The organism is Pseudomonas sp. GW822-FHT04C11 (assembly GCF_058800905.1).
In genome coordinates this window covers 303,165-316,691 of record NZ_JBXAMS010000003.1, presented here as the reverse complement: position 1 = coordinate 316,691, position 13,527 = coordinate 303,165, and the positions used below count along the sequence as shown (strand labels likewise).

Here is a 13,527-nt window from a genome sequence, read left to right as displayed (position 1 = left end):
ACACCTTGTGGCGAGGGAGCTTGCTCCCGCCGGCCGGTCCGCGTTCGGGTGCAGCAGTCGTAACCCAGCCAGTGCGGTCCGTCTGGTGAACCGCGTTTGCTGATTTCGGGGTCGCTGCGCGACCCAGCGGGAGCAAGCTCCCTCGCCACAAAGAGCAAGTATTACCTGTCCAACCCACACGAGGTCCCATGCCCAACCATCCGGCTCTTGATGCAGTCACCGCCCGCTGGGTCCCCTGGGTGGTGGCGATTGCGTTTTTCATGCAGTCCCTCGACGGGACCATCCTCAACACCGCCCTGCCCGCCATGGCCCTCGATCTGGCAGAAGACCCACTGCGCATGCAGGGCGTGATCATCGCCTACATGCTCACGGTCGCCTTGCTGATTCCGGCATCGGGCTGGGTCGCCGACCGCTTCGGCACCAAGAAAATCTTCTTCGGCGCCATCCTCTTGTTCAGCCTCGGCTCTCTGCTCTGTGCGCTCTCCAGCACCTTGACCATGCTGGTCGGCGCCCGGGTGATTCAGGGGCTGGGCGGCGCATTGATGCTGCCGGTCGGGCGACTGGTGGTGCTGCGTGCTTACCCGCGTTCGGAACTGGTGCGGATCATGGGCTTCATCACCATTCCCGGCCTGCTCGGGCCGTTGATCGGTCCGACCATGGGCGGCTGGATGGTGCAATACCTGACCTGGCACTGGATCTTCCTGATCAATCTGCCGGTCGGGCTGATCGGCTGCTACGCGGTCTGGAAGTTCATCCCGGATCTGCGCGGCTCTGAGCGCACGCGCTTCGATGGCTTGGGTTTCCTGCTGTTCGGCGCGGCGATGGTGCTGATCACCATTGCCATGGAAGGCCTGGGCGAACTGCACCTTCCGCATTTGCGGGTGATGTTGCTGCTGTTTGGTGGCATGGCGTGCCTGGCGGCGTATTGGCTGCGGGCCGGGCATATCGACAATCCGTTGTTCGCACCGGCGCTGTTCAAGACCCGGACTTTTGCCGTGGGCATTCTCGGCAACCTGTTCGCCCGGCTGGGCAGCGGCGCCCTGCCGTTTCTGGTGCCATTGCTGCTACAGGTCGCCTTGGGCTACTCGCCGTCCCTGGCCGGGATGAGCATGTTGCCGCTGGCCGCCGCGGCAATGTTCGCCAAGTCGATCGCGCGACCGCTGATCGAGCGCCTGGGTTACCGCATCGTGCTGACCGGTAACACCCTGGCGCTGGGAATCATGCTGGCGAGCATGGGCCTGGTCAGTGAGCAGACGCCTTATTGGCTGCTGCTGGTGCAACTGGCGATACTCGGGGCGATCAACTCCTTCCAGTTCACAGCGATGAATACCGTGACCCTGATCGACCTCGACGACGCCAGCGCCAGCAGCGGCAACAGCCTGCTGTCAGTGGTCGCGCAGTTGTCGCTGAGTCTCGGCGTTGCCTGCGCCGGCGCCCTGCTGGGTGGTTTCACGGCGGAGGTCGGCAATGATGGCGTGAACACGGTGCTGGGCGCCTTCCAACTAACCTTCGTCACCATCGGCATCATGGCAATGCTGGCCGCAACGATCTTTTCCCAGCTGTCCCCAAAGGATGGCCGACGGATGGTCAGCCGCGAGCACGATGTCGAGCACTAACTCGGCAGCTGCTACGACGATTTGCTACGGCTATTCGTCCAGAATTTGCAGGTGGAGCGCGCGGGACTGGTACACTGCGCGACATTTTGTTTTGCAGGCCAGTCCCGTGACCACCATCGCCACCGCTTTTAATACTTTGCCGCTGTCCGCCGCCATGCTGGCTAACCTCGACTCCCTCGGTTATGCCCAGATGACGCCGATCCAGGCGCAAAGCTTGCCGGTGATCCTCAAGGGGATGGACCTGATCGCCCAGGCCAAGACCGGCAGCGGCAAAACCGCCGCCTTCGGTATCGGCCTGCTGAACCCGATCAATCCGCGCTTCTTCGGCTGCCAGGCACTGGTGATCTGCCCGACTCGTGAGCTGGCTGACCAGGTTGCCAAGGAAATCCGTCGCCTGGCCCGCGCCGAAGACAACATCAAGGTCCTGACCCTGTGTGGCGGCGTGTCGTTCGGTCCGCAGATCGGCTCGCTGGAGCACGGCGCGCACATCATCGTCGGCACTCCGGGGCGCATCCAGCAACACCTGCGCAAGGGTTCGCTGGTGCTCCACGGCCTGAACACGCTGATCCTCGACGAAGCCGACCGCATGCTCGACATGGGGTTCTACGATTCCATCGAAGAAATCATCGCCCAGTGCCCTGAGCGTCGCCAGACCCTGCTGTTCTCCGCCACGTATCCGGTAGGCATCAAGCAGCTGGCGTCGAAGTTCATGCGTAACCCGCAGCAAGTGAAGGCCGAGGCGTTCCACGACGACACACAGATCGAACAGCGTTTCTTCGAGATTTCGCCGGAAGAGCGCATGGACGCAGTGGTCAAGGTCCTCGCCCATTACCGCCCGCAGTCCACCGTCGCTTTCTGCTTCACCAAGCAACAAGTGCAGGAAACCGTCGACCACCTGACGGCCAAAGGCATCTCGGCCGTTGGCCTGCACGGTGACCTGGAACAGCGTGATCGCGACCAGGTGCTGGCAATGTTCGCCAACCGCAGTACTTCGGTACTGGTCGCCACCGACGTCGCCGCCCGTGGTCTGGACATCGATGCGCTGGACATGGTGGTCAACGTCGAACTGGCCCGCGACTCGGAAATCCACATCCACCGCGTTGGCCGTACCGGTCGTGCCGGTGAGAAAGGCATCGCCATCAGCCTGGTAGCGCCGTCCGAAGCGCATCGCGCCCAAGCCATCGAGCAACTGCAAAAGTCGCCGCTGAGCTGGGATCAACTGGACAGCCTGACCTCCCAGGGCGGCGCCCCGCTGCTGCCGGCCATGAGCACCCTGTGCATCGGTGCCGGCCGTAAAGACAAGGTTCGCCCGGGCGACATCCTTGGCGCACTGACCGGCGATGCCGGTGTTCCAGGCGCCCAGGTCGGCAAAATCGCGATCTTCGACTACCAGGCCTATGTCGCCGTGGAGCGCAGCATCGCCAAGCAAGCCGTGCAGCGCTTGAGCGACGGCAAGATCAAAGGCCGCTCGCTGCGCGTACGGATTTTGTAACAAACGCTGCCCACCTCTGTGGCGAGGGAGCTTGCTCCCGCTGGGTCGCGCAGCGGCCCCGAAACCAGCAAACGCGATTCACCAGACGGACCGCACTTGCCGGATTACGACTGCTACGCACTCGAGCGGGAGCAAGCTCCCTCTCCACAAAAGCACTTGCCAGCCTTGCTAACGAAACTTGAGGACACCGTTTTGCGCTCTACCGAAGTCGTGATCATTGGCGCTGGCGCCGCTGGGTTGATGTGTGCACTGACCGCCGCCGGGCGCGGGCGCAAGGTGATGTTGCTCGACCACGCAAACAAGGCCGGCAAGAAAATCCTCATGTCCGGTGGTGGCCGCTGCAATTTCACCAACATGTACACCGAGCCGAGCAATTTCCTCTCGCAAAACGCTCACTTCTGTAAATCCGCACTGGCGCGCTATACCCAGTGGGATTTCATCGGGATGGTGGCCAAGCACGGCGTGCCGTACCACGAGAAAAAGCTCGGCCAGCTATTCTGCGATAACAAATCCAGCGACATCCTCGGCATGCTCCTCGACGAGTGCGATCAGGTCGGCGTCAGCCTGCATCTCGACACCTCGATCCAGCAGATCGAAAAACTCGACAGCGGCTACCTGCTGGAAACCACGTTGGGCCAGTTGACCTGCGAATCGCTGGTGATCGCCACCGGCGGCCTGTCGATTCCAACCCTGGGCGCCACCGGTTTCGGCTATCAAGTGGCCAAGCAGTTCGGCCACCAGTTGCTGCCCACCCGCGCCGGCCTGGTGCCGTTCACCATCACCGACCAACTCAAAGAGCTGTGCACCGAGCTGTCCGGTACGTCGGTGGATTGTCTGGTGAGCTGCAACGATCAGAGCTTTCGCGAGAACATCCTGTTCACCCACCGTGGCCTCAGCGGCCCGGCGATTTTGCAGATTTCCTCGTTCTGGCAATCCGGCGACGCCGTCGAAATCAACCTGATGCCCGACCACGACGTGCCGAGCTGGTTGCAACAGCAGCAAGCCGAGCGCCCGAACAGCGAACTGAAAACCCTGCTCGGCGAAATCTTCACCAAGAAGATGGCCAACCTGCTGGCCGACAACTGGTTCGTCTCCAAGCCGATGAAGCAGTACACCCACGCCGAGCTGGCCGATATCGCTGCCAAACTGGCGAGCTGGACACTGGTCCCGGCTGGTACCGAAGGCTATCGCACAGCCGAAGTCACGCTCGGTGGCGTCGACACCCACGAAGTCTCGTCCAAAACCATGGAATCGCTGAAAAGCCCTGGCCTGTACTTCATCGGTGAAGTGCTGGACGTCACCGGGCACCTGGGCGGCTTCAACTTCCAATGGGCCTGGGCCTCGGGTTACGCAGCGGCGCAGTACGTCTAACGCCATCGCATGCGGTGATCAGGCTTTTGTGGCGAGGGAGCTTGCTCCCGCTGGCCTGCGAAGCAGGCCCAAAACCTGTCACCACTGTCTGCCAGACACACCGCATGCATAGGGTTTACGACGGCTACGCCGCCGAGCGGGAGCAAGCTCCCTCGCCACAGGGTTCAATGCAGACCTGACAGTTTTACTCAGGAAGGAACAGTTTTTGCTGTCAGATGTGATCGGCGCCATTGCGTCGTCGTCATTACTGGCTCAATTTAGCTGCATTGCCCCGGAAGGCCTCCGCACTTCATGTCATCAACCTCGTTTCGTCAGACTCTGCGTCGCCTTTGGGCGCTGGATAAATTCAGCTACAGCGTGCGGGTGTTCATCGCCCTGACCGGCACCATGGCGCTGTGTTGGTATCAAAATGAAATGGGCCTGCTGATCCCGCTGTTCCTGGGGATTATCGCCAGCGCCCTGGCCGAAACCGACGACAGCTGGCAGGGCCGTCTGAATGCATTGGCGGTGACGCTGGTGTGCTTCAGCGTTGCCGCGTTCTCGGTCGAGTTGTTATTCCCCTATCCGTACATCTTCGTGGTTGCCCTGGCACTCGCCAGTTTCGGCCTGACCATGCTCGGCGCCTTGGGCGAACGCTATGGCGCGATTGCCTCGGCGACGTTGATTCTGTCGGTGTACACCATGATCGGCGTGGACCAGCGCGGTGGCGCGGTCACCGATTTCTGGCATGAACCGGTGTTGCTGGTGGCCGGTGCCGCCTGGTATGGCTTGCTCTCGGTGCTGTGGCAGGCGCTGTTTTCCAACCAGCCGGTGCAGCAGAGCCTGGCGCGCTTGTTTCGCGAGCTGGGGTTTTACCTGAAGCTCAAATCGTCACTGTTCGAGCCGATCCGCCAGATGGACGTCGAAGCCCGCAGGCTGGAACTGGCGCAGCAGAATGGCCGAGTGGTCGCGGCGCTCAACGCCGCCAAGGAAATCATCCTGCACCGGGTCGGCAACGGCCGGCCGGGGTCGAAAGTCAGTCGTTACCTGAAGCTGTATTTCCTCGCCCAGGACATCCACGAACGCGCCAGCTCTTCGCACTATCCATACAACGCCCTGGCCGAGGCCTTTTTCCACAGCGACGTGCTGTTCCGCTGCCAACGCCTGCTCCGCCAGCAAGGCAAAGCCTGCCGGGCATTGGCCGAGTCGATCCAGATGCGCCAGCCGTTCGTCTATGACGACAGTTTTGCCGAAGCCCTGAGCGACCTGCACGCCTCCCTCGAACACTTGCGCATCCAGAGCAATCCGGCCTGGCGCGGTTTGCTGCGCTCATTGCGTGCACTGGCAGCCAACCTCAGCACGCTTGACCGCTTGCTCAGCGACGCAAGCAATCCCGACAGCCTGGCCGACGCCACCGACAGCAGCCTGCTCGACCGTTCACCGCGCAACCTCAAGGACGTCTGGACGCGCCTGCGCACGCAGCTGACGCCGACTTCGTTGCTGTTTCGGCATGCCCTGCGTTTGCCTCTGGCCCTGACCGTCGGCTACGGCATGGTGCACTTGATCCACCCGTCGCAAGGCTACTGGATCATCCTCACCACACTGTTTGTCTGCCAACCGAACTACGGCGCCACCCGGCGCAAACTCGGTCAGCGGATCCTCGGCACCGCGATCGGCCTGACCCTGGCCTGGGCGTTGTTCGATCTGTTCCCCAATCCACTGGTGCAGTCGAGTTTCGCGATTGCCGCCGGCGTGGTGTTCTTTATCAACCGCACCACCCGCTACACGCTGGCGACTGCGGCAATCACCTTGATGGTGCTGTTCTGCTTCAATCAGGTCGGCGACGGCTACGGGCTGTTCCTGCCAAGGCTGCTCGACACCTTGCTCGGCGGTCTGATCGCGGGGCTCGCGGTATTGCTGTTCCTGCCGGACTGGCAGGGCCGCAGGCTGAACAAAGTGCTGGCCAACACCCTGACCTGCAACAGCATTTACCTGCGCCAGATCATGCAGCAATACGCTGTCGGCAAACGTGATGACCTGGCCTATCGGCTGGCTCGACGCAATGCCCACAACGCCGATGCGGCGCTGTCGACAACCTTGGCCAACATGCTCATGGAGCCGGGGCATTTCCGTAAGGAAGCCGATGTCGGCTTCCGTTTCCTGGTGCTTTCCCACACCTTGCTCAGCTACCTCTCGGGCCTCGGTGCGCACCGCGAAATCCAGCTACCCGCTGACATTCGGGAACAGTTGATCAACGGTGCCGGCGTCAGTCTGGCGACCAGCATCGACGAAATCGCCCAAGGGCTGGCGAGCAAATCGCCGATTGCGATTCAGAGCGACGACGAAGAAGCCCTGGCCGCCGGGCTTGAACAAATGCCTGACGAGATCGACGAAGGTCAGCGTCTGGTGCAAACCCAACTGGGGTTGATCTGCCGGCAACTGGGACCGTTGCGCACGCTGGCGGCACATTTGATCAAGGATACGAGCGAGGAGTGAGCGCGCGCCTGTGGCGAGCGAGCTTGCTCACGCTCGGGTGCGCAGCAGCCGTAAAACCGGTAAATGGTTTTCTACCTGACACATCGAGCAGCTTGTCTTGGGTCGCTTCGCAACCCAGCGGGAGCAAGCTCCCTCGCCACAACAACAGACGTCACATTCCATGCTGCCTGAGCAATCGCTCATAGCTGCCATCCTCCTTCATCGCTGCAATCTCGCGGTCGAATCCGGCAACAATCTGTTCATGGTCGGGGTTCTTCAGGCTGACCAGAATATGCAGGCTGTTTTCACTCAGAGGATTGGGCAGGAACTCCACGGCATTGCGCACCTTGGAGGATTCGCGCGCCAGGTAATAGCGGGCAACGTATTCGTCTTCCAGGGTCAGCTTCACCCGGTCAGCGGCGAGCATGCGCACCGCCATGGGGAAGTTGTGCACCTGCACTTTCTGCAAGGCGGCGTCACCGTCAAACGCGGGTGAATAGGCGTAGCCGCGCACCACGGCAACCGGATAGGTGTGCAGCTGCTGCAAGTTGTTGTATTCGATCGGCGTGTCTTTACGCTTGAGGAAACGTATCCGGTTGAGCAGGTACTCACTGGAAAACTGCCCGATATGGGTGCGCTCCTCGTTGAACCAGGCATTGACCAGCACGTCGTAACGCCCTTCGCCCACACCCAGCAAAGCCCTGGCCCAAGGCACCTGCTCGAAATCACTGGCATAACCCGCCCGCGCCAGCGCAGTACTGACAATGTCGGTTGCCACCCCGCCATTGACCAGCGTGGCATCGGTAAAGGGGGGCCAGGCATCGGCCACCAGTCGCAGTTTTTCTGCTGTGGCGGCCTGGCTCAGCAACAGCAATCCAATCAAAGCAACAGCTCGATGCAATCGCGGCATGCTAAAAAATCCTTAGCGGGCGGGCAGCCCAGCGTGTTTTTAGCCAAAACTCGAAGGCCTGTGTGCCCAATAGCGGCCACAACCCAGGCCCTAACAGTAGTTCATTGAAGCCACAACAAACCGCTAAAAATCAGATTACACAAAGAAGACAACGTCGCGAGAAATGAATGATGGCATTTTGGCCTTTGTCACAGTTTTTTATGCCGCAAGACATCCGGTAGCGGGACGCTTAGTATCGGAGCAACGTTGTTCAAGGAATGTGAAGATGACAATCGATTGGGTCTGCAAACACCACAGCGATCTGGGCAAAGAGCAGTTGTACGCCATTCTGCAGTTGCGCACGCAAGTGTTCGTCGTTGAGCAGAAATGCGCCTATCAGGAAGTCGATGGGCTGGACCTGGACGGTGACACCTGCCACTTGATGGCCTGGGACGGCGATCAGCTGGTGGCCTACCTGCGGTTGCTCGACCCGATCTCACAGGGCGGCGACGTGGTCATCGGCCGTGTGGTGATTGCCCCTCAGGCGCGGGGCCAGGGCCTGGGTCATGAGTTGATGGCGCAGGGGCTCAAGCAGGCTGAGAAATACTGGCCTGAAGTGCCGATCTATCTGTCGGCCCAGGCACATTTGCAGGGGTATTACGGGAGGTACGGGTTTGTCGTGGTGGGCGAGGAATACCTGGAGGATGACATTCCGCATATCGGGATGCGCCGTCCCTAGTGATCGTTCCCATGCTCTGGGTGGGAACGATCAAGCACCTCCGTCAGGGATACTCCAGCACCGCTTTGATCTGCTGAAGATTGCGCTCGATCCAGCGCGGATCAATCGCCCCCCAGCTCAGAATCCGATAACGCCCGGCATGATTGCGCGCGCCCTCTTCCTGCTCGAACTCGCACACGATATCCAGATCCGCCAAGGCGGCGATGGTGTCCTGGGCTGTACGCCGCGGCATGCCGGTGACCTCGGTGAGTGCCGGGACGTTGCTGGCCAGACCACTGTCGATCAGGTACGCCACGTACAAACGGCGGTAGAAGCTGCTTTTGGTCTTGCTGACGTCCATTCCCACACTCCCGATTCCAATGTTTACTGCATATCCCGCCACGTCAGGTACACCCGCAAGTCGAACTCCAACTGGTGATAGCCCGGCAGCATATGCTCGCACAGCTTGTAGAAAGCCTTGTTGTGATCGGACTCCTTGAAGTGCGCGAGTTCATGCACCACGATCATTTTCAGAAACTGCGGCGCGGCGTCCTTGAATAACGAGGCGATACGAATTTCTTTCTTGGCCTTGAGCTTGCCGCCCTGCACGCGCGAGATCGCCGTGTGCAGGCCGAGGGCACGGTGGGTCAGGTCGAGACGGTTGTCGAACAGCACTTTGTCGATGGCCGGCGCATTGCGCAGGTATTCCTGTTTCAACTCCAGCGCGTAGCTGTACAGCGCCTTGTCACTCTGCACCGCGTGCTTGTCCGGGTAACGCTGGCTCAGGTAGTCGCCCAGTCGATCCTGATCGATCAACTGGCGCACTTGGTCTTGCAAGGCAGCGGGATAAGCCTGGAGGTACTTCAGCGCGGTCATGGGTCAACAACAGAGTGACGAAAGACCGCCAGTGTAGCGAATTCAGGCGGTCAGCGCGCTCCAGTCAAACGGCTGCGCAAAGCCACCGGCATCCTCGGCCATCAGCGGCCTGGCCACCAGGAACCCTTGCACATACTGGCAACCGTTGGCCTCAAGCCATCGATACTGTGCAACGGTCTCCACGCCTTCGGCGATCACCAACATTCCGAATTCCCCGCACAACTCTATGACACTGCGCACCAGCGCTGCATCCCGAGGCGAATCGGGTAGCCGGGCAATCAGGTGCCGGTCGAGCTTGAGCGTGTCCAACTGCAGATCGCGTAAATGCGCCAACGAGCACGGCCCCGAACCAAAGTCATCCAGTGCCACGCGCACCCCGAGGTGGCGCAACAGACGCAGCTGTTTACGTGACTCATCAACATTTTGTATCAACGCATCTTCGGTGATTTCAACTTCCAGCTGACACGGCTGCAGCTCATGACGCTCCAGCACCTGACGCAACTCGGTGACCAGGTTCGGCATGCCGAACTGGGTGCTGCTCAAACTCACAGCAAGTACCAGATCCTTGGCAAACAGGGTTTCCCAGGCTTTACGCTGCTTGGCGCCGCGATGGTAAATCCAGCTGCCGAGACGACTGATCAGCCGCGCCTCTTCCAGCAGTGGCAAAAACAACCCCGGCGGGACATCGCCGACACTCGGGTGCTGCCAGCGCAGCAACGCTTCAAACCCGCGTACACGACCGTCGGCAATCGCAACCTGGGGTTGATACACCAGGTTGAAATCCTGATTTTCGATGGCTGTGCGCACGCTTTCTTCGAGCATTAGCCGCGAGCGCGCGCGACCGTTCATTTCATGGTCGTAGAAGCGATATTGCTGGCGCCCGGCACGCTTGGCCTCGTACATCGCGATGTCTGAGGCGCGCAGCAAGCCGTCAAGGTTAGAACCGCAATCGGGATAGGTTGCAATGCCGATGCTCGCGCCGAGCACCACATCCAGTCCTTCAATTTGCTGACAGATCGAGATTCGCTCGATGAGCTTCTCGGCAATCTTCGCCGCTTGCTCGGGAAACTCCAGATCGAGCAACGCCGTGAACTCATCACCGCCCATGCGCGCCAGAATATCGAATGGCCGAAGACAGGCTTTCAACTGCTCGGACACCCAACGCAGCACCCGGTCACCGGCATCGTGGCCCAGGGAATCGTTGACCCGTTTGAAGCCATCCAGGTCCAGGTACAACAACACCCACGCGCTGTCGGAACGCTCACCGCGCAATAGCAGGTTTTCCGCAGTCTGGTAGAAGCCACGGCGATTGAGCAGCCCGGTCAGCGGGTCTGTGACGGCCTGGAACTCCAGCTGTTGATGCAGATGGCGCACCACCGACATATCGAGCACGGTCACCACCATCGCCCGCTGTTCGGACGGCAATGGCGCGCAGGACAGCGCCACCGGCACTTGCTGACCCGGCGCGGTGCGCAGGATTGCATCGTGCACGCGCCAGGTCTCACCCCGTTGATAACCGGCATAAATGTCAGATTCAGCCCACACCGGCACGTGCGGTTTTTGCAGGAAGTCCACGAACTCCGCGCCTTGCAATTCGGTGACCGTCGCATTGAGCAGGCGGGACATGGCCGGGTTGGCGAAGCGGATCAGGCCGTCATCACCCACCACCAGAATCCCTTCGGCGGCGTTATCCAGCACCGAGGCATTGAAAGCGCGCGCGGCTTCCAGATCCTGGCTCAAGCGCTGCAAGGCGCGGCGATTGCGCTGGTGTTCAAGCAGGGCCTGAACTTTCGGTTTGAGGATTTGCGGGTCAAACGGTTTGAACAGGTAATCCACTGCGCCACTGGCATAGCCCTTGATCACAGCATCCTGGGACTGTTCGTTGGCGGTCAGGAAAATGATCGGGGTCAAACGGGTCCGCTGGCTACCGCGCATCAAACGTGCCACTTCAAAACCGTCCATCTCTGGCATCTGCACATCAAGCAGCACCAGGTCGATTTCATGTTCGAGTAACAGGCTCAAGGCTTCAAAGCCGGAAGCCGCGGTCATCACCTGCCAGTCCTGGCGCTGTAACAACGCACGCATACTGATCAGGTTTTCAGGGTAATCATCCACGATTAGAAGAACTGAGCTGCCTTCAACTGGCTTGGGTTGCGCGCATTCCATGCTGCTTCTCTTTTGGTGACGTCAGGCCGGTACCGTCGAAAAAAACCGGACAACTCCACTCTAGACCGGGATCTGCCAAAGCAGTAGGCATCATCACGCCATCACCGATGGCAAAGCCTCAGACTCCGACTAACGGTCAGTTCCGAAGCCAGCAATACCGGGAAAAGCGCTAACTCGACAGAACATTGACGCCAGTTATCCGCCAGACGGGCATTAACAAGCACCCGTTCTACGCTTATAAAGACTGCCCTCTAACGCGCGGGCTAGAGCTTCTGGTACGCGCGTGCAGCTAGCATTCGCGGAAGCTTTGACCATGATCGATCTCGCAACCTGGAACCTCAGTGTTCCTGTCGGCAGCCCACCGTACACCGTTGATACCGCCAAACTGGTGGACGGTTTCAAGGATCAATACTTCCACTCCGACACCGGCACGTTGTTCTTCTGGGCACCGGTGACCGGCTCCCGCACGGAAAACGCGATTTACCCACGCACCGAGCTTCGCGAAACCTACAGCAACGGCACTTTGCGCAACTGGCTCTACCCCGACGCTGACAACTTGCTGCATGCGACCCTCGCGGTGAACCAGGTGCCGAGTTCGGGCAAGATCGTCATCGGCCAGATCCATGCCTACAACAGCCAGAAACCCTTGGTGAAAGTCGAGTACCAGTACAAAACCAGCACCTCGACCGGCAACATCGTGGCCAAGGTGCGCATGCACCCGGACGACGATGTTGGTCGGGTGATCACCATCGCCACGGGGGTGAAGCTGGACCAGAGTTTCTCCTACCTGATCCACCTCTCCCCCGGCGGCGCCTTGGGCATCAGCGCCGCGGGCTACTCATGGGACACCCAGATCAGCGCCACCTGGCGCGACAAGCCGCTGTACTTCAAGGCCGGGGTGTATGTGCAGGACAACACCGGATACACCAGCGAGGGTGGGAAAGTGACGTTCAGCAAGCTGAATATTGATCACAACCCGAGCTGACAACTTGATCTCAACCCTTGAGTACGGCTCGACAGCTGCTACGGGCATGGGAACAATCTGAGCGTCCGCAAATCTCGTAGGATTGCTCCCACTGTGGCGAGGGAGCTTGCTCCCGCTGGGTTGCGAAGCAGCCCCAAACCCTGCCACCTCATTTCCTCAGACACACCACACCGCCCGGTTTACGACGGCTGCGCCGTCGAGCGGGAGCAAGCTCCCTCGCCACAATGGTCGCCGCACCGTCCTACACCCCGGTTGCTACCACCAAAATCGGCGCTTACAGTCAATCCCGTCAGCTGGCTTCGGTCAGCGGCAGGGTTTCGCAGCCCTTGCAAAAGAATTATCCAGCACCGTCAAAAGACAGCACAGGTAAACTCCCCTGCGTTTCGTTTCATGGCGGCTGTGCGTGGGAGGCTTTCGGGTCTGCCGGGGTTTTAATTCTTTTCCTGGTCTGCGAACCCGCGCACAGCTGCCACCCAATTTGTTTCGCAGCGAACGGTGGCCATTCTTTTTCTTGAAAGGATTCCGCTATGACTACTCAAACCCCGCCCCGCCGCTTCACCCCCTTCACCCAGATCGCTACCGACTACCCCGTCCTGCTCATCGACAGCCACGCCCCGCTCCGCGAACTCCACGCCTGCGTCAGCGAACGCCTGCACGCAGTCCTCAGCTACCTTACCCTCATGGCCTGCACCAACCTGCCCGACTACGCCGAGCGCGACATCAACACCGTCACCAACGTGGCGCGCTTGATGGTTCAGGACATTACCGATGTGTTCGGGGTGATTGAGCAGCGAGGGTTTGACGAGCCAGCGAATCGCTGAGACTTAGGCTTATACGAACAAAAAAGGGGGGCCGACTGAAAGAGTCGGCGCCCTTTCAACTCAAAAAAATCCGCCTCACTGTGCTTTTCTGACTGATGCCAAAAAAAACCGCCCCTTTACATCTGAGAAATCTTTACAA

At 60.1% G+C, this 13,527-nt stretch carries 11 protein-coding genes; 7 read left to right on the top strand and 4 right to left on the bottom strand.

Annotated features, from left to right (window positions below; genetic code table 11):
* The first annotated feature begins 188 nt into the window (after positions 1 to 188).
* From mdtD to yccS, 4 genes are all read left to right on the top strand, one after another.
* The gene (gene mdtD / locus AC1RJ3_RS07025; RefSeq protein WP_493078125.1) at positions 189 to 1,616 is read left to right on the top strand and encodes a multidrug transporter subunit MdtD; all 1,428 of its coding nucleotides are present in this window, start codon (positions 189 to 191) and stop codon (positions 1,614 to 1,616) included.
* Between the two features lie 154 nt (positions 1,617 to 1,770).
* Entirely contained in the window at positions 1,771 to 3,108 is a 1,338-nt protein-coding gene (gene dbpA, locus AC1RJ3_RS07020; protein ID WP_237142987.1) for an ATP-dependent RNA helicase DbpA, read from the top strand.
* 192 nt (positions 3,109 to 3,300) lie between these two features.
* A complete protein-coding gene (locus tag AC1RJ3_RS07015) occupies positions 3,301 to 4,479 on the top strand; it encodes a BaiN/RdsA family NAD(P)/FAD-dependent oxidoreductase (RefSeq protein ID WP_054594403.1) in 1,179 nt (392 codons plus the stop codon).
* Positions 4,480 to 4,770: 291 nt separating this feature from the next.
* Positions 4,771 to 6,954: a YccS family putative transporter gene (gene yccS / locus AC1RJ3_RS07010; RefSeq protein WP_054594404.1), complete on the top strand. Its 2,184-nt coding sequence runs from the start codon at positions 4,771 to 4,773 to the stop codon at positions 6,952 to 6,954.
* Positions 6,955 to 7,105: 151 nt separating this feature from the next.
* Here yccS and AC1RJ3_RS07005 read toward each other — a convergent pair whose 3' ends face one another.
* Positions 7,106 to 7,843 carry a substrate-binding periplasmic protein gene (locus AC1RJ3_RS07005; protein ID WP_054594405.1) on the bottom strand — a complete coding sequence of 246 codons (738 nt, stop codon included), beginning with the start codon at positions 7,841 to 7,843 and terminating at the stop codon, positions 7,106 to 7,108.
* Positions 7,844 to 8,108: 265 nt separating this feature from the next.
* On the opposite strand from AC1RJ3_RS07005, the gene AC1RJ3_RS07000 reads away from it, so the two are divergent.
* Positions 8,109 to 8,561, top strand: a complete 453-nt coding sequence (locus tag AC1RJ3_RS07000; RefSeq protein ID WP_054594406.1) for a GNAT family N-acetyltransferase — start codon at positions 8,109 to 8,111, stop codon at positions 8,559 to 8,561.
* Positions 8,562 to 8,604: 43 nt separating this feature from the next.
* On the opposite strand, the gene AC1RJ3_RS06995 is transcribed toward AC1RJ3_RS07000, so the two are convergent.
* Genes AC1RJ3_RS06995 through AC1RJ3_RS06985 form a run of 3 tightly spaced genes read right to left on the bottom strand, consistent with a single transcriptional unit; the run spans position 8,605 to position 11,582 of the window.
* Positions 8,605 to 8,901: a winged helix-turn-helix domain-containing protein gene (locus tag AC1RJ3_RS06995; protein WP_493078122.1), complete on the bottom strand. Its 297-nt coding sequence runs from the start codon at positions 8,899 to 8,901 to the stop codon at positions 8,605 to 8,607.
* Between the two features lie 23 nt (positions 8,902 to 8,924).
* Positions 8,925 to 9,416 (bottom strand): M48 metallopeptidase family protein, encoded by a 492-nt coding sequence (locus tag AC1RJ3_RS06990; protein ID WP_019694032.1) that lies wholly within the window; start codon positions 9,414 to 9,416, stop codon positions 8,925 to 8,927.
* Positions 9,417 to 9,458: 42 nt separating this feature from the next.
* Positions 9,459 to 11,582 carry a putative bifunctional diguanylate cyclase/phosphodiesterase gene (locus AC1RJ3_RS06985; protein ID WP_493078120.1) on the bottom strand — a complete coding sequence of 708 codons (2,124 nt, stop codon included), beginning with the start codon at positions 11,580 to 11,582 and terminating at the stop codon, positions 9,459 to 9,461.
* A 313-nt stretch (positions 11,583 to 11,895) separates the two neighbouring features.
* Here AC1RJ3_RS06985 and AC1RJ3_RS06980 point away from each other — a divergent pair, with 313 nt between their 5' ends.
* Positions 11,896 to 12,567, top strand: a complete 672-nt coding sequence (locus tag AC1RJ3_RS06980) for a polysaccharide lyase family 7 protein (RefSeq protein ID WP_054594410.1) — start codon at positions 11,896 to 11,898, stop codon at positions 12,565 to 12,567.
* 527 nt (positions 12,568 to 13,094) lie between these two features.
* Positions 13,095 to 13,388: a fructose-bisphosphate aldolase gene (locus tag AC1RJ3_RS06975; protein WP_347928208.1), complete on the top strand. Its 294-nt coding sequence runs from the start codon at positions 13,095 to 13,097 to the stop codon at positions 13,386 to 13,388.
* Positions 13,389 to 13,527 lie beyond the last annotated feature (139 nt).